This window comes from Streptomyces sp. NPDC050485 (assembly GCF_044458185.1).
Lineage (GTDB): Bacteria > Actinomycetota > Actinomycetes > Streptomycetales > Streptomycetaceae > Streptomyces.
The window spans coordinates 276,303-295,210 of sequence record NZ_JBITHR010000006.1; the positions used below are offsets into that span (position 1 = coordinate 276,303).

The 18,908-nt window shown below is 64.3% G+C and carries 21 protein-coding genes and 2 pseudogenes; 6 read left to right on the top strand and 17 right to left on the bottom strand.

Annotated elements, in window-relative coordinates; translation table 11 throughout:
* Positions 1-7 precede the first annotated feature (7 nt).
* Positions 8-1,327 carry a LysM peptidoglycan-binding domain-containing protein gene (locus ACIBK6_RS15345; RefSeq protein ID WP_399051704.1) on the top strand — a complete coding sequence of 440 codons (1,320 nt, stop codon included), beginning with the start codon at positions 8-10 and terminating at the stop codon, positions 1,325-1,327.
* The gene (locus ACIBK6_RS15350) at positions 1,317-1,589 is read left to right on the top strand and encodes a hypothetical protein (RefSeq protein WP_399051705.1); all 273 of its coding nucleotides are present in this window, start codon (positions 1,317-1,319) and stop codon (positions 1,587-1,589) included. Before ACIBK6_RS15345 ends, ACIBK6_RS15350 begins: the two co-directional genes overlap by 11 nt.
* A gap of 112 nt (positions 1,590-1,701) precedes the next feature.
* Here the strand turns inward: ACIBK6_RS15350 and ACIBK6_RS15355 are convergent, their stop codons facing one another.
* Positions 1,702-2,106: a hypothetical protein gene (locus ACIBK6_RS15355; RefSeq protein WP_399051706.1), complete on the bottom strand. Its 405-nt coding sequence runs from the start codon at positions 2,104-2,106 to the stop codon at positions 1,702-1,704.
* 104 nt (positions 2,107-2,210) lie between these two features.
* Between ACIBK6_RS15355 and ACIBK6_RS15360 the strand changes: the two genes are divergently transcribed.
* Both ACIBK6_RS15360 and ACIBK6_RS15365 read left to right on the top strand, forming a co-directional pair.
* Entirely contained in the window at positions 2,211-2,576 is a 366-nt protein-coding gene (locus tag ACIBK6_RS15360; protein ID WP_399051707.1) for a hypothetical protein, read from the top strand.
* Between the two features lie 58 nt (positions 2,577-2,634).
* Entirely contained in the window at positions 2,635-2,898 is a 264-nt protein-coding gene (locus tag ACIBK6_RS15365) for a hypothetical protein (protein WP_399051708.1), read from the top strand.
* Between the two features lie 159 nt (positions 2,899-3,057).
* Here the strand turns inward: ACIBK6_RS15365 and ACIBK6_RS15370 are convergent, their stop codons facing one another.
* From ACIBK6_RS15370 to ACIBK6_RS15440, 15 genes and pseudogenes are all read right to left on the bottom strand, one after another.
* Positions 3,058-4,491, bottom strand: a complete 1,434-nt coding sequence (locus tag ACIBK6_RS15370) for a DUF3987 domain-containing protein (protein WP_399051709.1) — start codon at positions 4,489-4,491, stop codon at positions 3,058-3,060.
* Positions 4,492-4,513: 22 nt separating this feature from the next.
* Positions 4,514-4,702 carry a hypothetical protein gene (locus ACIBK6_RS15375; RefSeq protein WP_399051710.1) on the bottom strand — a complete coding sequence of 63 codons (189 nt, stop codon included), beginning with the start codon at positions 4,700-4,702 and terminating at the stop codon, positions 4,514-4,516.
* Between the two features lie 467 nt (positions 4,703-5,169).
* Positions 5,170-5,517, bottom strand: a pseudogene (locus ACIBK6_RS15380) (Lsr2 family protein); the annotation flags it as partial.
* Between the two features lie 93 nt (positions 5,518-5,610).
* The gene (locus ACIBK6_RS15385; RefSeq protein ID WP_399051711.1) at positions 5,611-5,880 is read right to left on the bottom strand and encodes a hypothetical protein; all 270 of its coding nucleotides are present in this window, start codon (positions 5,878-5,880) and stop codon (positions 5,611-5,613) included.
* The gene (locus tag ACIBK6_RS15390; RefSeq protein WP_399051712.1) at positions 5,877-6,071 is read right to left on the bottom strand and encodes a hypothetical protein; all 195 of its coding nucleotides are present in this window, start codon (positions 6,069-6,071) and stop codon (positions 5,877-5,879) included. Before ACIBK6_RS15390 ends, ACIBK6_RS15385 begins: the two co-directional genes overlap by 4 nt.
* Before the next feature lie 46 nt (positions 6,072-6,117).
* Positions 6,118-6,558, bottom strand: a complete 441-nt coding sequence (locus tag ACIBK6_RS15395; protein ID WP_399051713.1) for a hypothetical protein — start codon at positions 6,556-6,558, stop codon at positions 6,118-6,120.
* A complete protein-coding gene (locus tag ACIBK6_RS15400; RefSeq protein WP_399051714.1) occupies positions 6,558-6,701 on the bottom strand; it encodes a hypothetical protein in 144 nt (47 codons plus the stop codon). The genes ACIBK6_RS15395 and ACIBK6_RS15400 overlap by 1 nt, the downstream gene beginning before the upstream one ends.
* Positions 6,694-6,933, bottom strand: coding sequence for a hypothetical protein (locus ACIBK6_RS15405; protein ID WP_399051715.1), 240 nt, complete (start codon positions 6,931-6,933; stop codon positions 6,694-6,696). The genes ACIBK6_RS15400 and ACIBK6_RS15405 overlap by 8 nt, the downstream gene beginning before the upstream one ends.
* A 104-nt stretch (positions 6,934-7,037) precedes the next feature.
* Positions 7,038-7,571: an antirestriction protein ArdA gene (locus ACIBK6_RS15410; protein WP_399051716.1), complete on the bottom strand. Its 534-nt coding sequence runs from the start codon at positions 7,569-7,571 to the stop codon at positions 7,038-7,040.
* A gap of 496 nt (positions 7,572-8,067) precedes the next feature.
* On the bottom strand, positions 8,068-8,619 hold the full coding sequence (locus ACIBK6_RS15415; RefSeq protein ID WP_399051717.1) for a hypothetical protein: 552 nt from the start codon (positions 8,617-8,619) through the stop codon (positions 8,068-8,070).
* Positions 8,619-8,810 carry a hypothetical protein gene (locus ACIBK6_RS15420; RefSeq protein WP_399051718.1) on the bottom strand — a complete coding sequence of 64 codons (192 nt, stop codon included), beginning with the start codon at positions 8,808-8,810 and terminating at the stop codon, positions 8,619-8,621. The genes ACIBK6_RS15415 and ACIBK6_RS15420 overlap by 1 nt, the downstream gene beginning before the upstream one ends.
* Before the next feature lie 334 nt (positions 8,811-9,144).
* The gene (locus ACIBK6_RS15425) at positions 9,145-9,369 is read right to left on the bottom strand and encodes a hypothetical protein (protein WP_399051719.1); all 225 of its coding nucleotides are present in this window, start codon (positions 9,367-9,369) and stop codon (positions 9,145-9,147) included.
* 14 nt (positions 9,370-9,383) lie between these two features.
* Positions 9,384-9,686 carry a hypothetical protein gene (locus ACIBK6_RS15430; protein ID WP_399051720.1) on the bottom strand — a complete coding sequence of 101 codons (303 nt, stop codon included), beginning with the start codon at positions 9,684-9,686 and terminating at the stop codon, positions 9,384-9,386.
* 15 nt (positions 9,687-9,701) lie between these two features.
* Complete coding sequence (locus ACIBK6_RS15435; protein ID WP_399051721.1) at positions 9,702-10,478, bottom strand: hypothetical protein; 777 nt, start codon at positions 10,476-10,478, stop codon at positions 9,702-9,704.
* A gap of 2,183 nt (positions 10,479-12,661) precedes the next feature.
* A complete protein-coding gene (locus ACIBK6_RS15440) occupies positions 12,662-14,311 on the bottom strand; it encodes a recombinase family protein (protein ID WP_399051722.1) in 1,650 nt (549 codons plus the stop codon).
* Between the two features lie 164 nt (positions 14,312-14,475).
* Here ACIBK6_RS15440 and ACIBK6_RS15445 point away from each other — a divergent pair, with 164 nt between their 5' ends.
* Both ACIBK6_RS15445 and ACIBK6_RS15450 read left to right on the top strand, forming a co-directional pair.
* Entirely contained in the window at positions 14,476-16,029 is a 1,554-nt protein-coding gene (locus ACIBK6_RS15445; protein ID WP_399051723.1) for an ABC transporter transmembrane domain-containing protein, read from the top strand.
* The gene (locus tag ACIBK6_RS15450) at positions 16,026-17,801 is read left to right on the top strand and encodes an ABC transporter ATP-binding protein (RefSeq protein WP_399051724.1); all 1,776 of its coding nucleotides are present in this window, start codon (positions 16,026-16,028) and stop codon (positions 17,799-17,801) included. The genes ACIBK6_RS15445 and ACIBK6_RS15450 overlap by 4 nt, the downstream gene beginning before the upstream one ends.
* Before the next feature lie 281 nt (positions 17,802-18,082).
* On the opposite strand, the pseudogene ACIBK6_RS15455 reads toward ACIBK6_RS15450, so the two are convergent.
* A pseudogene (locus ACIBK6_RS15455) lies at positions 18,083-18,874 on the bottom strand (metal-dependent hydrolase).
* Positions 18,875-18,908 lie beyond the last annotated feature (34 nt).

The window sequence follows — 18,908 nt, forward strand, 5'->3', positions numbered from 1 at the left end:
GGGCAACATGAGTCAGGTTTCTAAGGTTCTTTCCATCGCTAAGGGCGAGGTCGGCTATCGCGCCGAGCGTGCTCCTGGTGAACGGCCTTCGGGCCACCAGAAGTACTCCGGCCAGGTGCCGGGCCTTGAATGGTCGAACTACCAGCCCTGGTGCGCAACTTGGGTGAGCTGGGTCGCCCTCAAGGCGGGTGTCACCAACCTCTTCCCTCGCACCGCAAGTGTGTGGACCGCGATGCAGTGGTTCAAGGAGCGGTCGCGGTGGAGCGAGTACCCCGCCGTCGGAGCCGTGGTCATCTACGGCTCGACCGGCAGCACGCACACGGGTATTTGCTACGCCTACGACGAGACGTACATCTACACCTACGAGGGCAACACGTCGCTTACCAACGATGCAAACGGCAACGCCGTCATGGCTCGCCAGCGCCTCCGTCGCGACTCTTACGTTCACGGCTACGGCCTGCCGGCCTACGTCGAGGGGATAGTCACCGCGGACCCCGCGCTGAAGGGCAAGGCCGGTTACACCTACGCGGCAAAGGCCGCGGGCTCGACCGCCGATAGCGGAGGCTCGTCGGGGACGAGCACAGGCCGGTACAAGGTCAAGAAGGGCCAGACCCTCGGCGGCATCGCCGCCCTGCTCGGCGTCTCCCTGGCGGCCCTCCTGGCCGCCAACCCCGGCATCAAGAACCCGGACGTGGTCTACCCGGACCAGGAGATCAATGTTCCAGCGAAGCCCACCAGTCCGGCCAAGCCGGACAAGCCCAAGCCTCCCGTCGAGGAGCCGAAGCCGTCAACGCCTCCGACCAGCGGAGGCACGTACACGGTCGCCAAGGGTGACTCGCTCTCCTCGATCGCCAACCGCTTCGGCGTGAGCCTGGCTCAGCTCGTCAGCTGGAACGCGGGGCTGGCCGCCAATCCCCACCTGATCTACCCCGGCCAGAAGGTGAAGGTCCAGGGCGGTAAGCACGCGGCCACGCCAACCGCTGTGAAGGAGCCGAAACGTGAGCAGTTCCGTCCCTCGAAGCCTGTTGCGCCTGCGGTTCAGAAGCCCTCACAGGATGACCGTCTGGCCCGGATCGAGAAGGAACTCCGCGAGGTCAAGGGCAAGCTCGATGAGGTCTCCGGGAAGCTCGACAAGCTGAACCAGAAGCCTGTTCAGAAGCCGGTGGAGAAGCCCTCCGAGCAGCCGAAGCCGGACGTGAGCCACAAGCCCGAGCCCGTGAAGCCAGACATACCGGCACCAGTTCAGCCCGAGGTCTCGAAGCCTACGCACGTTCCGGTTGTCCCCCAGCTCGTCATCCCGACCCCGGAGGTCACTCATGCTCCGTAAGCACGTCGTGCGCTTCCTTGGCGCCCTGGCCGCACTGACTCCCTGGCTGGTTGCACAGTTCCCCGACATCCCCTGGGAGGCGCTGATCCCGTTCTCCCTCGCCCTGTTGGGTGGTGCTGAGGTCGCCCAGCGGGTTGAGGACCAGAAGACTGATACTGCGCTGTCCGAGCCGTCTCCTGACGAGGCCGCAGCGGCGGCACACCTCCGTCTCGCTCTCTTGGAGATGGAACACTCCTCCAAGGGTGGGACCTTGGAGGAGTAGATGAGAGAACGCCCATGAATGAATGAACTAACCGCATTACAATGGTTGGTACAAAATGGGTACAAAAAAAGAGCCGGGGCCCCTCATGGGGCCCCGGCTTTTCGTGTATCTGCTAGTCCTTGAAGTGCTTCACGGCCTTGTCCAGGATCGGCAGCTTGCCTGGGCAGTGCTTCTCGTAGATGGCCCGGTAGGCGTCTTCTGCGGCCTTGTCCACCCTGGACTCGGGGACCCCGTTGTCAGATGCGAGGTTGGCGATGGTGATCAGCCCACCGCTAACCGCCCCAACGGCTACGCCCTCATCCTCGGGCTTCGAGCAAAGGTCCTCCACGGACAGACCCCGAACCTTGTCTTCGCTCACCCAACCGCCGTTGTCCTTTACGGCCTGAACTACGTACGACTTTGGGGAGTCGGCGGGCTCGCTGGCCTTACCAGCGCTGTCACTGCCTCCGCAGGCCGAGAGGCCGGCCGCGAGCCCGAGAGCGAGAGTGGTAGCGAGGACGGTCTTCCTTATGTACATATGGTCAATCTATCGACATATGCGACAGTGCTGACACCCAGTACAGGCCCATCCGCGATTGGTTCCCCTACCACGGCATCCCCACCTGGCCGTAGGGTCACGGCATGCAGATCGACGAACTGACAGACCTCATGGGCACCCTGCACGGGGAGCTGTCGACCGGGGCCTGGCTGCCGACCGATCAAGAACGGGCCCTTGCCGAACACATCGTGGTCGCCGTTGAACAGCCCTCCACCGCGGCTCTTGAGGAACCCTTCAGTGTGGTGACCTTCGCGATCCGCGAGGGTCTGCGCACGGTCGGTCCCGATGTGGCCCCCGCAGGCAGAGACAGCCGGTGGGCGGCCGTGCTGGTGAGGTGTGCTGCGATCCTGGAGCCGCACCGCAGGGCCGACAGCCGTCAGGGCCAGGACCTCTCCCGCCAACTCCTGAGCCTTTGCGCCGAGGTGCACGACTACCGACCAGTGGCATGAACCTGCCGTTCGACTACTCTGTGCCCGTACCGATCTTCGTACGCACGGGGAGGTCCACATGTCGTACCGGATCAACTGGGGCAAGCAGCGCCCAGCGTCGTTCTGGCGGCACGACCTGATTGGCTACCTCGTCTTCACCGCGGTCGCCACGCTGGTCTGGGCGCTCTTCGGCATCCCCTGGTGGATCCCCCTCTACTTCGGCGGAAACGCCCTGGTCGTCTTTCTTCGACTCATCGAACGCAAGCGGGACAAGGGCAAGTTGGTGACCGAGGTAACCGAGGTAGAAGCGGTGTCCGTGCGGATCCGCCAGTTCAGACTTTGAGTTTCAGCCCGCTGGCCAGTCCTGAGCGCGGTACCTAGCGGGACTCGCCGCCTGAAGCACTCAGTCACAGCCAGATACCGGCCGCCCATCGTCGGACAAGTTCCGTGTATCGCCCCCGCACGAACCTGGTGGGTCGCCTCTGGGGCATCTGACCCGGGTTCACAGCAGGTCAGCCAACGGGTTCTTGGGCGTCTCATCCTTCTGCCTCGCAAGAGCCGTCTTCTTGGCAGGGGCCTTCTTGGCAGCCGGCCGCTTGGGACCTGTGCTGGCCGCCCGCTTCCGCGGTGCCGGCCTCTGGGGCTGGGCGGGAACCGATACGAGCTTCGGCCGCTCCTGGGGCTGCTCCGGGGGCTGGTCCTCGCCCTCGCGCTTGGCGTCCGTGAAGCGGACGAACACGGGCTTCGGCCCACCCTTGGCAGAGCCCTGCCGCGTCTCCATGACGACGTCTGGCATCTTCTCAATCGCGGCACTCAGGGAGTCTGCGTTGCCTCGGGTACCGAGCGAGCGAAGGATCAGGGTTCGCGTTGCCTCTCCGCCATAGCGCTGAAGTGACTCCCTGACGATCTGCTCAACCGACTTCATCTGTCGGCCGATTCCCTGCTGAGCCTCGTTGATGAGCTTTTCAGTGCAAGCCATCGAGTACTCGATCATGGCGTGTGCTGCTTTCCATGCCTTGGCGCTGATGACAGTCTTACGTTCAGCGGCCACAAGCAGGCAGGCGATCCGGAGGAGGTTCTCGTCTCCTCGCTCGATGAAGCACGAGACGTTCTCGGGAAGAGACGCCATGCGGTCATCGAACTCGCGGCGGTAGGCGTCGTGGAGCTCTGCGGCTTCGTCGGACAGCTCCATCTCGCGGACCTTCTCCCGCGCCCAGCGGTAGGCCCGCGTCAACGCTGGGGTCTCCTTCACAGCGTCGAGCGGCTTCTTGATGCTGGAGGGCAAGGACTGGTACTGAGTCACCAGGAAGTGCGGGATGCGGTTGAAGGCGCCACCCAACGCGAACTCGGGCTTCACCAAGGGAGCCCAGCGGCCGGGCTGGATGTGAACGTGGTATCCGAGAAGCGGTACCTCGATGCGCTGCTCCTCGCGCTTACCGTTCTTACCCTTGGTGGTATTCACCACGGACTCGCCGTCCCACGCGTTGATGAGCTGGTCGTGGTAGGTGGCATCCCGGTTAGCCCGCTTGAGGACTGAGGCCCACTCGCCCTCCGCGATCATCACCCGACCATCCCGGCCTTCCTCAGAGGTCAGTGACTCCTGTTCGACCTCGAACAGGGTCGTTACCAGGGAGGGGCCGGACGAGATTCCCTTACGCATCCGCGTGTGCAGGAAACCGCCGATGGACGGGTCCAGGATGGCCCGAGCGGTCGCCAGGGCGAATCCCTTCCGCCCCACTCGCGACCGCCCCACAAGGGCTGTCCAGAAGACTGTGGGCCTGCCGCTGGGCTGGAACACCTTGCCGGCCACCGCCGACGACCACAGAGACAGGGTGGCCGCGTACACGCCGATGGGGTCCGCTTCGGTGTGCGGCATGGCCGCTGCTACCGCCTTGCCCAGGGGGCCGTACTGCATCGACTTGAACTGCTCGTTCATAGGGGTGCTGTATCTCCTTGTGCTAGGCCGCGACGGCGTCAGCAGTGGCCTTATCGAACAGGTCTGCGAAATGGGCTGCGAAGCGGTCAGCATGACCTTGGCATAGATCGTAGCTGTCAGATCCTACCGTCAGGGTCGTAACTCCCTTGACGGTTTTACCTTTTACCGCGCAGCCGTCGCAAATGATCTCTTCAATCATCTTTCGAGCCATTTCCGGTATCTCCTCCATATCGAGGGGCCATAGCCAAGGGACCGGTTCTCCGGTCCCCGACTAAAGCCCCTCGCGCTTGCCTACTTCTGGGCGTGAACCTGGTAGGCGTATCGTCCGAACGGCGTTACGTTGTCGTCCTCATCGATGAACTCGAAGTTCAGCAGCCGTGCACCCGATGTGCGGATCCCCTTCACCTTTCCGTCCTTGCCCTTCGGGCGATCCCCGACGAGCTGTCCAAGAACGTTCAGGTTGAACTCAGTGAGCGATTCGATCCGCTCCATGAGCGTCATCTCCGCAACCTTGTGCGTGCGCTCGCACCCAGTGCCTTCGCGCTTGCGCCAGTTCTTCTCGCGTCCCCGAGGCACGGGCAGCTCCCGGTAGTGCTTCGCCGCCTCTTCTTCACTCGCGATGACGGCAGCGCGCGAACTTGAAGCGGGTGCGACAGCAGGGACGGCCGAGTTGTCACCGCCAACGGCGTGGCGGTATGCCTCCTGGATGGCTGCCGGGATACGGCCTCGGTCGTTGACCTCATAGCCGTTCTCCTTGGCCCAAGCTCGTACGGCCTGGGTATCCAGGGCGTTCCTCGACTTGGCCGACGTCCGCTGGGAAGGTCGGCCGGCCTCGCCCTGGGCCCTCCTGGCTACCGCCATGTACGGGGCCAGGAGCTGGCGGAGCTGGCCCTCGTTCGCGTCGGTCAGGTCGATCTCAAACAGGGCCCCGTCTATCCCGAACTCAACCGTCCGGATGACGCCGGGCTCTGCTACCTCGGTGCCGTCAAGGTCGTCAATGTAGGTGGTGACGAACTTCTGGGCCATGAGTCTTTCTCCTTTGTGTGCCTGATCGCTTTTCGATCAGCCATGACGAAGGGCCCGGCCGAAGCCGGGCCCTTCACCAAAGCCACTCGAAGATCAGCCGTACATTTCTTCGTACATGGCGGTCTCTGCTGTGTTGAGGCGTTCGGTCACTTGGTTCACCAGGATCTCGGGGAAGTCCGATACGCCGTGCGCCCCTTCCGCGCCGCAGCTCAGGTACGTCGGCTGGTCGTGACCAGCGAGCGTGAAGTGTGCTGCTCCGTCCTCGTCCGTCCAGATATCCAGGTACATGGGCAGCGTCATCTCAAGGAAGCTGTCGCAGCCTTCGACGGGGCATGGGTACCGGGTGAGGTCTTGCTCTGTCACTTCGTCTGCTCCGTCCACTGGTTCTGCGGGTGTTCTTCGAGGCGGCCGAGGGGCACGGTGACCACCTGGTTGGAACCGGCTTTCCGGACCTTGTACCGGCCGTCTGGGCGCCGCCGTTGGACTCGCCCAGCCGTCAGCACCGAGCCGTTCTCACGCTTAATGAAGACGTAAGAGCCCTTCTCGTAAGTCACTTGTCCTCAATTTCGGGGTGCGGGGCATCAGGGCCAGGGCAAGCACTCACAGGCCAACCTCATCGGGCTCGGCCTGGAAGAACGCCATGAAGACGGGCTTGATTGCCGCCCGCCGCGCTCTACGGTCCGGCCGGTTCACGGTCCCAGGGAGGACCGCGACCGCCCGGTCTATCAGGAGGTGGGGCGAGCGGTTCCGCACGTGGACCGCGCATCGCTCACACGAGTTCCACGGCTCCGCGTAGACCTGCGTCAGCCCGCCGGTCTTCTCCACGATCGCCTTACGGGTGAGGAAGGCCGTTACGGGGTGGTCGGCTGAACAGAAGTCACACACTCCCTGAAGCCGGTCGGGGTCCTGGGGTACGGGTGTGGCTGGGTGGTCCCACTCCTTGCCCACCCACGCCGGGTGGATGTAGCGACTTCCGAATACGTCGGTCCAGGAGTTCAGGGGCGTGCAACAGGTGTCGCACATCATCGGTTCTTCCACCATCACGCGTCGTCCTCCACGGGGGTAAGGGTGACCTCCTGGCCGTTGTCGAGCACGTACACCAAGTCGTTGCCCGCGTTCAGCTCTCGTTGGATGTCCACGATGTCCTCGACGCTCAGAGGCAGGCGCGGAAGGCGACTACGCACTTTCGTACGCTCCAATGCTTGTGAGCAGGGTTCGGCTGTCCAGGTAGGCCACTACCGCTTCCTTGACGAACATCGCGGCCACGGCGCGGGGGTTGTGATAGCCCTGGGCTGCGTCCGCGCACTGCCCCCAGACGTTCTCCATTGCGTCCTTCCGTTCTCCCATCGCGGAGTACTGAGCCGCCTCTATCGCGGCCCCTCGGATGTGCGCACGGTCCATCTCGTACGCCTTCATGGCTCCCATGACGGGCCTCTCTCTGCGTGTGAAATCGAGCCTTAGCGACTCTCCCCCAAACCCTCACACTCCAACGTGAGGATCTGAGAGACAGGCGCTAAGCGTCAGTAGTCGCGCACGAAGTGCCAGGTACCGGCACCCTCGTACAGAGCGGTCTCGCCGCAGAGCAACCGGTCTTGCGCCTCACTCCGGGCGATGGCCCGCATGTGGCCGTGGTACTGCTTGGGCAGCTCATCCCAGTAGTGGTCTTCCTCGGCCAGGATGTACGCGGCGTACGCGTTCTCTTCCGGGCCCAACTCCTCAGTGACACACCCGATGTACTGGTCTTGACACGTCTCGTAGAGGTCTTCCACGTCCACCTGTCCATGGAAGTGCGCGACCACCACAGCGGGGAAATCATCGAGCGCGAGCGCGATCAAGTGGAGATCACCAATCGACTCGTACTCTCCGAGCCGGATACCGCCAAAGTCGTCGTAGTCATGGATCGCGAACTCTTCGGCGCCCGGTATCGGAGACGCTTCCAACATGAGCTGAATCTCATGGTGGATCGAGTCCGGACCTTGCGTGGCATCAATCCATTCCCCATGCAAGATGCCGTTGTTGTAGGACGCGAGGCACGCGGCATAAATCTGGTGCATGGGTTAGCTCCTGAGCTTTCGGACGTCTTTGACCGGGATCACGTGAATGTCGTGCGAGCGGTCAACTGGCCTCGTGTCGTACGAACCTTGAATGACTGCGTGCGTTATGTTGTCGCGCTTCATCTTGGGTGCGCCGTAGATGACTCCCCGGATCGTTCCGGAGAGCCTGTGACCGTGCATCGAGCGGTATTCGACGCGCGTTCCGATCTCAACGCTTGCGGGAGTCATGCGCTCCGATACCTCCGCTTGCTCAGGTTCAGCTCAACGAACACGGACGGGAGTCCATACGACGCCGCGTATGCGACCGCTTCCGCGTAGTCGTCAAAGCGGCGGTGCCACTGGGGGCCAATGTGTGCGACGTACATGACGGGGCCTTACTCGTGAAGGTTGCAGGGGAAGTCAACGACCATTGCGCATACGCAGTTCTTCAGGTCCCACGCTTCGCAGTAATCGCAGGGGAATTCGTCGCGCGGGTCACAGGTGCATTCGTTGGCCACTACTCGCCGTCCCGAACGAGCGGGGCATGTCCGTGCATGACCGCGATGTGGGAGAGGTAAGAGGCCACGTCTTCCCCAAACAGCTCGACCGCTTTCCGGTCGGATTCGTCCGAAGCGTCGGAAGCGTTGGGTGCCCACACGTGGAACACCACGGGTTCGTCTTGGCCGTCTGCGCGTACGTCGTCCGCTCCTTTCTCCCACCAGTCGGAATCCCAGTCCATGACCACGGTGTAAGGCAGGTCACCCCCACGGCCGGCCTGGGTCTGGGCCTGGAACTCCCCCAGGAGTGACCGCAGTAGCTCTTGGTGGTCCGGGCCGGTGCCCTTAAGACGCCACTGGCACTCGTGCCACTTGATCCGCTCGATTGCGTCGCGCAGCACCTTGGAGGCAACCGAGCCGTCTACCGGCTCCGGGCACACGTGCCGTTCGTTCTCACAGTGACCGCAGTACACCTCGTCATCCGGGCCCGCGTCGTAATCCGACGGGTAGGCCGCGAGGTCCATCCCGCAACCCGAGCACTCGACCATTCCGGTCCAGTCGTTGACCTGCATCACGCGTCCTCCTTCGCCGACGCACGGTCCACGAGGCAATCAACAATGTCGTGCAGATACTTGTGTTCTTCCGACGCGGGGACGTTGTGCCACAAGTCGAACGCCGCTTCCATGGCCAAATCCTCGTTCTCCGCTTCGATCTCAACGCGATACGTAGCCGACTGGAAAACTTCAACCTGGTACGTCTTCATGTCAGCGGCCCTCAATCCACACACCGTCAGCGTCTTTCCTGGCAGCTCCGGTGAGGAAGCCGTTAGCGATGCCGTGCCCCTTCATGGGCACCCAGATTCCCACGTGGTCACCCTTCACGTATTCGAGCTGACCCCGGTACGTTCCGGCGGTCCATCCCATGTACGGATCTCGCGAGAGCCGCACTCGCACACGGGCCCCTACGGTCAAGTCGTTCCGGTCCATTCGGTCAAGGTGTGTCGTCGTCACTGCCTTACCTTCCTGATTCGCGCTCTCGTCTGCCTGAGAGCCCATAACCAGGCTCACACTCCAACTTGTGAGCCTGACTAAAGGCGCTCAGCCCTTGATGGGCCGCACGTGGTGCGGGTTGCCGGGGTCCCTCAAAGCCCAGTCCCCGTGATCGTCGCAATAGGACGTGGAGAGCCACCGGCGGTTGCCGTAGCGCTCCATATCGATCCAGCGCGTTGCCAGCTCTAGGCATTCACCGTGATAGCAGCGATACCGCCCCTCGGCGTCGATCTTGTACCACTGGACAGAACCTTTAGTCGTTCCCTTGCCCATTACCCGAAGACCTCCTAAATCTCATTCTCGGACCACATGAACAGTTCCCCGCACTCCCAATGAAAGGCGTATCCGTCGGGTGCCCTGTCCGTCAGATAGTCGGTCGCTTCATCTGCGAAGTCGTTCAGGTCCCACACGTCCCGATGACCCGGCGACGTTGACTCATTCGCCTTGAACCGCTTCAAGAGTCCGTCAATGTCCGGGTGATCCGGCCGGTACCCGTAGGCCATGGCAAGCTCAATGACTCGCCCGATGTTCAGCCATCCAAAGTGACCATCCAACCAGCAACCGGCCATATCTTCCGCGATCTCACCCATTCCTCACACTCCAACTTAGATACCGAGCTTTGCGCCGCCATGCGGCCAGCGAACCGGGTAGCACGTCTCACAACCGCGCTGAATCTCCCGGACATCGCGCATGGTTGCGTAGGCTCCGACATGCTTCAGAGTGTCTACGTAGGCCGGTACGCACTCGCATTCCCCCTCCCGCTCTCGTTCGGTGCAGTCGTGGCACATCGCGCCTTCAATCTCTGTCTTCAACCAGGTATTGCAATCCTGACACTGGAGGTATCCGAGCGTTTCCATGGCGTCTTCAACGTCACAGGAGGAGCAGTTAGAGCAGTGCGGAACTTCCGGCATGATCCGGATCAAGTCGTCGGGCTCCACCCCTTCAGGGAGGGTGTAGAGATCTGCGATCATGGCGCAAGCGTTGTCCCATTCGAGTTCGGACAGCCGCTCATCATCAAGGATCGGGTAACCGGCTAGGCTGCGGCCGATCTGTTCCGCTATCGCATGCCCTTTCGGGTTGGACGCGTCCCACACGATCCAACCATTCCACTCGTGGGTATCCACCCCCGCATCCTTGAATGCCGCATAGGTCGCTTCGGCGTTCACCCTGAGCAGGTTCTCTCGACAGTCACAGTTGTAGTACCCGCGAGAGTTCCAGTCTTCCAGCGGTTCGCCCGTGCCATCGTCCACGATTCCAAACCCTGCCCAACACATATCGCGGGCAGCTTCCGCCATTTCGTCAAGGGTGTGCCGGTACCACGGCTGACAGTCTGCGTACTCGCGGGCAAAGTCGTTGAATTTAGCGCCAATGATCACGGACATGGTTACACCTTTCCCTGGGGGTTTGATTCACGCTCCCTAGCGCGCCATAGACAGACTCACACTCCAACTTGTGAACCTGCCTAAAGCGCGCTAACGCGTTTCAAGAAGGAGCATGATCTGACACATGGCGCACGTGTATCCGTGCGCTTCGCTCCACCACACGAACCGCGTAGCCTCGCAGTGTTGGCACGTTCCGAGCATCATCGTTAGAACTCCGTCCCGTACTGAACGCCGCCCATGAGTTCAACGTCCCATCCATTCCAAATGGTCGGGGCCTTGAACATCTCGCCCCGTACATACAGGAGCGCATCCTTAGAGTTCTCCGCCCATACAGACGCCTCTAGGTCGCGCTCATCCTTGCTCGGGTGACTGAACTTGACGTAATAGCGATTGGTCACACCCTCCGAAATGTGAGGGTGCACGGCGTCAGGTATGAGCCTGAATCCGTCGTGCTCCGCATTAATTCCAGCCATGCACGCCTTGCAGCGTCCATGCTCCTTGCCACTGTCGGACCATGGGCCGACGTATCGCGCTTCGCGGGTGATCCCCCACATCTCGCAGACTGCACAGTTCACGCCTGTGCCCCTTTCTCTCGCAGTATCATTCCACCACTGACACTCACCCCCATACACTCACTCTCAGACGCTTAGAGACGCACCTAGGCCCGTTGCTCATGGCTTTGGGTCTGTGCGCTGGACACGTCGTGTTGATTGGGTGTGTGAGAGTCAATCTCAGATGGTTACGGGGGTAGCTTCCCCGCTAGCTTGAGTGTCTGATCTATCCATTCCGGGGCGATCACTTCCCGTTATCCGCTCACGTAGTACGCCGGTCATCGCGTAGAGAATGGCAATCCATTCCCGGATTCACCCCGCTCGGGTACGTACTCACTCCGTAGCTATTCGCTTCGCTACGTGTGGCCTATGTGATGTTCCTAGCTGGTATCTCTGCAAGCCTCTAGGAGGCTCTTACGCAGGGACCTAGCACTAGTACCTAGGTTCCTTCATTTGGGAGCCTTACAAACGCTCCTGTCGCGTTCCTGATACCGGTTTCAGATTCAGGCCCCGTATCCACATCTCCGCTTCACGGGTGGGTCTCGGTTGGCTTTCCGGTCGGTGTCTCGCTGACAAGAAGAACACTCTCACACTCCAACCACTGTGTCTATTGCATGGGCACGTCAACTATATGTATCACTCTTTGTATCAACTGGCATCCAACCCTATGAATAGAAGGAAGACGCACGCGAAACCACAACACGCATTCAATGTCAACGGCGAAACAAATGATAAGCGTCACATCAAAGGCGCCAAAACAGGGCCCGGATGCACGCCGAATGCAATTCGTCAAGGGTCATAGGACACATTCCTTCGTGACCATGGCCGCACCTGGATAGGGTCTTTCGATGCGCTATCAGAGCCCTCTTACGACCCTCTAGCACACTTTCACCTATGCTAGTGACTCTATATCAGAGTGGCATTCATCACGTATCCACTTCCGCCCATCCGGCCGGATTGAATACATATCAATCCGCCACCCTGAATGGATATCCCGCAACACTCCGAATGGGTCTCGCTACCCTCCGAATAGAGTTAGTTCATTCATGCCCCGAAAGGTATTCACCCCTAGTCGGAATTCCTCTATGGATTCCTGGGCCAGCGCATACGTCAACGATGAACGAACTAACCCTAATACAATTGCTGATACAGACACGGGGGTAATGCCTGTGCATTCATTCAGCGAACCCACCAGGAGTGCCTTCCTCCGAGCGTGTACGGGTATGAACTAACTGACGGGCCTCGTGCCGGCCTGCCGACTCTCGTCTCACCCAAACCCCTTTGGGGTCCTTCAGCGGCCCTCAAATCGCCTTACAGGCCCCTTCTCGCCTCGATGACACGATGACGGTGTCACCGCGTCACGCCCCAGCACTCCTTCCGTGTGATCCGCGTCTCCCTTCCAGCCTCGACCGACAGAGTTCGGGCCGTATTTCACCGACGCTTAGATTGAAGCGGGGGTTATATACCCCCGCCAGAGTGACCAGCGAGCCGCCCAGAGGCGGTGGCGAGCCAACCTCCACCCTCCGAGAGGCGGGAGGGGGTTGCCTCAACCGCCGTGAATGAATGAACTAACTGTAGTACAGACGTTGCTACAAAAAGGAACCCCCGGTGGGGCGGGGGTTCCCTCGTCGGCTAACTCTTGAATGAACTAACTGCCACGTGCTCCCGAAGTCGTTCCTTCATGTCCTCCGGGAAGTCGAGCAGGACCCGCGGAGGAGCCTTTGGCCCCAGGGTGGGCCAGGCCAATACCTTCACTCCACACGTCCGAAGAAGGTTTCCGCGTTCTTTCCATGTCATGCCAGCCCAGGCTTCGCCATACGTCTTACCCATTGCTTGCCACTCATAGTGGGGCTTGACTATTTCTTCAGTTTCGAGCTTCTTCATTCGGTCCAGAAGGTTCTTCTTTCGGCTTAGGTAGTCCTGCCGGCCTCCCTCGTAGTCATAGAGGTTCATGTCCCACTCTTCGGACAGTTCCTTGAGGGCGGTTTCGCAGCGTTCCTTCTCGGCTCCTACATCATTCCCGGGCACGAATACCCTCACCTGAGCTTGTTCAGGGCCAACCTCCGCTAGGAAATATTGCTCCACGACTGCTTTGAGGTCGTGGCCGTTCATGTTCACAGCCCCTTCGTGGCATTTGGCGCCCGGAGTGTTGTTCGTGGAGCATCGGAAGTAGTTGTAGTGCGTTGTCTTCCCGTTTCGAGTCCTCGATGAGTTGGATTCGTAGAGGACTGCGAGGCAATTCATGCAGTAGGCGACCTCGCGTAGGTCTGTGGCGTTCTTGGTGACGCCCTCGCCGACCCCCCCGCGCTTCTTGAAGCGTCGGTTCATCACTTCGAATGCCGCCTTGGTCATGAGGGCCTGCGCGCGCATCACCGGAAGGCCGTCCTTGCCTCGTACCGGCTTCCCGTCCTTCCAGCTTTCGCCAGTGAGGACCCGGTTGGTGAGGATGACGTGCACCGAGGACTGATTCCAGCGCCCAGGAGCCCTCTCTTCGGCCTCGGCCGGTGTGATATCGCCCTTCGCGATCAGCTGATTGCGCTTACGCCACTCGCTTGGGCAGACGATCCCGTTCTCGTTGAGGTAGGTGGTGATGTCCTTCATCGAGTGGTCTTCGGAGAGGTTGATCATCGTCTGCACGTGCCGGATTGTGTCGTCCTCGAAGACCAGATACCAGCCTTCCTCGTGGATCGGGCTCGGTACGGCCTTGTAGCCATACGGAACCACGCCACCCTTCCAGCGTCCGAGCTGCCGCATCTTCTCTGCGGCACCCTCATTGCGCTCCTGAATGGCTTCCCACTCCCAGGAGGCGACCATGGCCATCATCTCTGCCATCTGTCGGCCGGCCTTGGTCGTGGTGTTCACGCCGTCCGAGGTGATGATGGCCTTGCCGTACTTCTTCATCCACTCCATGAGGGTGTGGAAGTGGAGGGCACGGCGGGTGATGCGGTCCATCTTCCAAGCCACCAAGGCATCCCACTGCCCCATGCAGGGCTCGTCGGGGGTGTGGTGGCACTCGGAGGTCTCGCAGGTCAGGTCCAGAGCCCTGAACCAGGGGCCGAGCTTCGGCCTCTGCTGCGGGTAGACACGGCCGGACACATCAAGGTCGTCGCATATGTGGACGAGGACGCCTTGGACCATCTGACGGATGCCGTGGATGGTCTCTTCCTGCCGCTCCGGGCTCGTGCTCGTCTCAGTCTCACGTGACAGGCGGATTTCCCCCAGGAGCCGGAGGGTGTCGGCATCGGGCCTGGCTCGATGTTGGAGTGTGAGACTTTCGCGCATGGCGTCAGGTTGGAGTGTGACACGGCGACTTGTCAACTTCGCTCCTTATGGCACCCCCCTTGACCTGGGGAGATGACTAAGAGTGGTGTTGTAAGTCCGCCCAGTGCGCGATTGCCTGCTGAACAAGATGCAGCGCTGGTTGCGCTCCGTGGTGTTGTCATCCTGTGCAGTTCGCGGTCACCAACTGGATCACCGCGGCCGCCCGGGTGCAGCAGCTGCTCGCGCGCAAGACGGCCGAGCTGGGCTCGGTGCTGACGCGCCGGGTCGCGGCGGGCGAGGTCGTGGCGGTCTCCACCGGCGACGTCGAGAAGATCGGTTGGTTCGTGGAGGCGCTCTCGCGGTTCGCCGCGGCCGCCGCCGCACTCGTGATCATCTGCGTCGGCCTGGTGCTCTACCAGCCCGCGCTCGGCATCATCGTCGCGCTCGGTGTGCCCGTACTGGCCCTCGCCGTCCTGCCGTTGCTGCCGCGCGCCACCAAGCGCGCCGACATCCAGCGCGAAAAGGCGGGCCGGGCAACGGAGTTGGCGTCCGACACGGTCGCCGGGCTGCGGGTGCTGCGCGGCATCGGCGGCGAGGAACTGTTCCTCGGCCGCTACCGCGAGGCCTCCCAGGAGGTCCGCCGGGCCGCCGTGCGCAGCGCCCGCATGTGGTCGCTGATCTCGGCCGTCCAGGTGCTGCTGCCCGGCGTTCTGCTCATCACGGTCGTCCTGTACGGCGCGCACCTCGCGCTCGCCGGGCGGATCACGGTGGGTGAACTGGTCACCGTGTACAGCGCGGTGACGCTGATGCTGTACCCGCTGCGGCACTTCGAGGAGATCGCGATGGCGTACTCCTTCTCCCGGCCCTCCGCGAAGCGGGCGGCCCGGGTGCTGGCGCTGCAGCGGGTCACCGACCCGGCCGGGACGGACACGGGGGTGCCGTCCCGGCCGCGGACATCGCGCCTGTCGGGCGATCTGTACGACCCGGCGACCGGGTTGCTCGCGCCCGAGGGCCGGCTCACGGCCGTGGTGTGCGGCGACCCGGACGCGGCCGGGCGGCTCGCGGAGCGGCTCGGCGGCCACGCCGAGGAGACCGGCGACCTGCCGTCCGTCCTGCTCGGCGGGGTCGCGCTCGACGGGCTCGCGCTCGACGGCGCCCGGACCGCCGTCCTCGTGCAGGACAAGGATCCGGTGCTGCTCTCCGGCACGCTGCGGGAGCTGCTCGACGTGCCGTCGTCCGGACAGGTCGAGGCCGCCGACGCGCTCGCGGCCGCCCAGTGCGGCGATGTGCTCGACGCGCTGGCGCAGGCGTCGGTGGACGCCGACGGGGATCCGATGCGGACCCGGATCACAGAGCGCGGCCGGTCGCTCTCCGGCGGGCAGCGCCAACGCCTCGCGCTGGCACGGTCGTTGGTGACCGACCCCGAGGTGCTCGTGCTCGACGAGCCGACCTCCGCGGTCGACTCGCACACCGAGGCGCGGGTCGCGGACGGCGTCAAGCGGCTGCGGGCCGGGCGGACGACGGTCGTGTTCACGTCGTCGCCGCTGCTGCTCGACCTGGCCGAGCGCGTCGTGTTCGTGCACGGCGGCGAGGTCGCCTCGGTCGGGGTGCACCGCGAACTGCTGCACTCCGACGCCCGCTACCGCGCGGTCGTCACGCGCGAGAGCGACGAGGAAGTACCGCGGTCGAAGAGCCTCGATGCACTGGAGAACCTGGAGAAAGTGGAGGAGTCGGCATGATCGGCGTGGCAGCACCGGAGTACGACCCGGCGGCCCCGCAGTCGGCCACCACCCTGCCGGTCGGCAGCCCGGCGACGGTGCGCGCGTACGTGCGCGGACTGCTGCGGCGCCACCGCCGGGCGTTCGGGGTCCTGGTCGGGGTGAACGCCGTCGCGGTGGTCGCCTCGATGGTCGGTCCGTACCTCCTCGGCGGCATCGTCGAGGACCTGTCGTCGGGCGTGCGCGACCTCCAACCGGGGCGCACCGCCGCCCTGTTCGCGGCCGCGCTCATCATCCAGACGGTGTTCGTCCGGATGGTGCGGCTGCGCGGCGGGATGCTCGGCGAGGAGATGCTGGCGGATCTGCGCGAGGACTTCCTCGTGCGGTCGGTCGGGCTGCCGCCGGGCGTGCTCGAACGGGCCGGTACGGGTGACCTGCTGTCCCGTATCACCACCGACATCGACCGGCTCGCCAACGCGATGCGCGAGGCCGTGCCGCAGCTCGCGATCGGGGTGGTGTGGGCGGCGCTGCTGCTCGGCGCGCTGGGTGTCACGGCGCCGCCGCTGGCGGTGCTGATCGCACTGCCGGTGCTCGTGGTGGGCTGCCGCTGGTACTTCCGGCGGGCGCCCTCGGCGTACCGCTCGGAGGCCGCCGGGTACGCGGCGGTCGCCGCCGCGCTGACCGAGACGGTCGACGCGGGCCGCACGGTCGAGGCGCACCGCCTCGGCGCGCGCCGGATCGCCCTGTCCGACCAGCGGGTCAAAGAGTGGACCGGGTGGGAGCGCTACACGCTCTGGCTGCGGTCGGTGCTCTTCCCCGTGGTCAGCGTCACGCACATGACGATCATGCTGTCGGTGCTGATGATCGGCGGGGTCTTCGTCCTGCACGACTGGATCACGGTCGGCCAGCTCACCACGGGTGCGCTGTTCGCCCAGATGCTGGTCGAGCCGGTCGGGCTCATCCTGCGCTGGTACGACGAGCTCCAGGTGGCCCAGGTGTCGCTCGGGCGTCTGGTCGGGGTCCGGGACATCGAACCGGACGCGGGTGACGCCAGGGTGCACCCGGACGGACGGGACATGGAGGCGGCCGAGGTGCGCTTCGGATACCGCGAGGGCGTGGACGTGCTGCACGAGGTGTCGCTGTCCCTGGCCCCGGGCACCCGGCTCGCCCTGGTCGGCCCGTCGGGCGCGGGCAAGTCGACGCTCGGGCGGCTGCTCGCCGGGATCTACGCCCCGCGCGAGGGCCGTGTCACGCTGGGCGAGGCCGAGCTGTCGCGGATGCCGGCCGAGCGAGTGCGCGCGCATGTGGCGCTGGTCAACCAGGAGCACCACGTGTTCGTCGGCTCGCTGCGGGACAACCTGCTGCTCGCCCGCACGGGCGCCGACGACGCCGAGCTGTGGGCGGCGCTCGGTGCGGTCGACGCGGACGGCTGGGCGCGGGCGCTGGGCGAAGGCCTCGACACGGAGGTCGGCTCGGGCGGCCTCGCGCTCACCCCGGCGCAGGCCCAGCAGATCGCGCTGGCCCGGCTCGTCCTCGCGGACCCGCACACCCTGGTCCTGGACGAGGCGACCTCGCTCCTGGACCCGCGCGCGGCCCGCCACCTGGAGCGCTCGCTGGCCCGCGTGCTGGACGGCCGCACGGTCGTGGCGATCGCCCACCGGCTGCACACGGCGCACGACGCGGACGTGATCGCGGTGGTCGAGCGCGGCCGGATCAGCGAGCTGGGCAGCCATGACGAGCTGGTCGCGGCGGACGGGGCGTACGCGGCGCTGTGGCGGTCCTGGCACGGGTGACCCTGCGGGGCGGGGGGGGCTTGGCACCCTGGTTGCTGGACCCCGGCCCTGGCTGGGCACCCTGCGCCGGGGGGATCTGTTTGCGGTTGACTGCCGGCCGCGTGTGGCTGGTCGCGCCGTTCCCCGCGCCCCCTTAGGGCACCCGGCGCGCCGGTTCGCTCCAGGACCTGTTCACGGTTGGCTGCCGACCGTGCGTGGGTGGTCGCGCAGTTCCCCGCGCCCCTGAAAGGCGCCAGGGTTGCGGGAGGGGCCTCCGGCGCGCCGGAGGCGGGGCCGGGCGGTCAGATGACGTCCAGGGCGCCGGCCGCGCCGACTCCGCCCAGCACCATGAACGCCGGCATCAGGATCTTCAGCTCCACCCAGCTGCCGGCCCGGAAGCGCATGCCCTTCGGGGGGCCGATCGGGTGCCAGCGCCTGCGGCCCAGCGGGATCGGCCACAGGATCGGGCAGCCCGAGACCGTCAGGGCGTCGCCGATGTCGTGCACGAGGGCGCCGAGCACGATCGGCAGGCCCAGCCACAGGTACTCCTGGCCGGGCCCGCTGAACAGCCAGTCCGAGCCGTTGCCCGGCTGGTCGAGGACACCGGCCAGAATCCACGCGCCGGTCGCGCCGAGCGCCCACACCAGCACGTCGCTCGACACCCGCGCGGCCCGCCACAGCAGGCCTTCCACGGCGAGGACGAGGTGCACGAAGAGGATCGCGAGGACCGCCCAGCGGCCGCCGAACATCGCCGCGGCGGAGGCGCCCGCCCCAATCAGGACGGCTCACAGCCAGGTGTGGGTCAGGGTGCGGTGACCGCCGTTGCGGCGCGGGTCGCCGGGGCCGCGGGTCGCCTTGTAGACGGCGTGTGACAACTCGTCCACGATGCCGCACAGCCCCCGGGACACCGGCCCGAAGGCGCGCGATATGGTCGCCGACTTGTGGTCGAGGTCGGGCGCCAGAGCCGCACCGGCCGTGATCAGGGCGCCCACGGCGAGAACCGGCCACGGCATGGGGTGCCCGGCGGCGGCCGCCGCCGCGCCCGCCCCCAGCCAGGCCGCGGCCCCCGACAGTGAGTGCGCAGGTCCCATCATGACCGTGCCCCGCCCCATTCCTCTTGTTCTGTGC

Coding starts and splice junctions, on each gene's coding strand:
- ACIBK6_RS15435 (WP_399051721.1), bottom strand. CDS start 10,478: ATGTCCGTGATCATTGGCGCTAAATTCAACGACTTTGCCCGCGAGTAC.
- ACIBK6_RS15395 (WP_399051713.1), bottom strand. CDS start 6,558: ATGGTGGAAGAACCGATGATGTGCGACACCTGTTGCACGCCCCTGAAC.
- ACIBK6_RS15410 (WP_399051716.1), bottom strand. CDS start 7,571: ATGCACCAGATTTATGCCGCGTGCCTCGCGTCCTACAACAACGGCATC.
- ACIBK6_RS15420 (WP_399051718.1), bottom strand. CDS start 8,810: ATGAAGACGTACCAGGTTGAAGTTTTCCAGTCGGCTACGTATCGCGTT.
- ACIBK6_RS15415 (WP_399051717.1), bottom strand. CDS start 8,619: ATGCAGGTCAACGACTGGACCGGAATGGTCGAGTGCTCGGGTTGCGGG.
- ACIBK6_RS15350 (WP_399051705.1), top strand. CDS start 1,317: ATGCTCCGTAAGCACGTCGTGCGCTTCCTTGGCGCCCTGGCCGCACTG.
- ACIBK6_RS15360 (WP_399051707.1), top strand. CDS start 2,211: ATGCAGATCGACGAACTGACAGACCTCATGGGCACCCTGCACGGGGAG.
- ACIBK6_RS15345 (WP_399051704.1), top strand. CDS start 8: ATGAGTCAGGTTTCTAAGGTTCTTTCCATCGCTAAGGGCGAGGTCGGC.
- ACIBK6_RS15375 (WP_399051710.1), bottom strand. CDS start 4,702: ATGGCTCGAAAGATGATTGAAGAGATCATTTGCGACGGCTGCGCGGTA.
- ACIBK6_RS15425 (WP_399051719.1), bottom strand. CDS start 9,369: ATGGGCAAGGGAACGACTAAAGGTTCTGTCCAGTGGTACAAGATCGAC.
- ACIBK6_RS15370 (WP_399051709.1), bottom strand. CDS start 4,491: ATGAACGAGCAGTTCAAGTCGATGCAGTACGGCCCCCTGGGCAAGGCG.
- ACIBK6_RS15450 (WP_399051724.1), top strand. CDS start 16,026: ATGATCGGCGTGGCAGCACCGGAGTACGACCCGGCGGCCCCGCAGTCG.
- ACIBK6_RS15430 (WP_399051720.1), bottom strand. CDS start 9,686: ATGGGTGAGATCGCGGAAGATATGGCCGGTTGCTGGTTGGATGGTCAC.
- ACIBK6_RS15365 (WP_399051708.1), top strand. CDS start 2,635: ATGTCGTACCGGATCAACTGGGGCAAGCAGCGCCCAGCGTCGTTCTGG.
- ACIBK6_RS15440 (WP_399051722.1), bottom strand. CDS start 14,311: ATGCGCGAAAGTCTCACACTCCAACATCGAGCCAGGCCCGATGCCGAC.
- ACIBK6_RS15405 (WP_399051715.1), bottom strand. CDS start 6,933: ATGAAGGCGTACGAGATGGACCGTGCGCACATCCGAGGGGCCGCGATA.
- ACIBK6_RS15355 (WP_399051706.1), bottom strand. CDS start 2,106: ATGTACATAAGGAAGACCGTCCTCGCTACCACTCTCGCTCTCGGGCTC.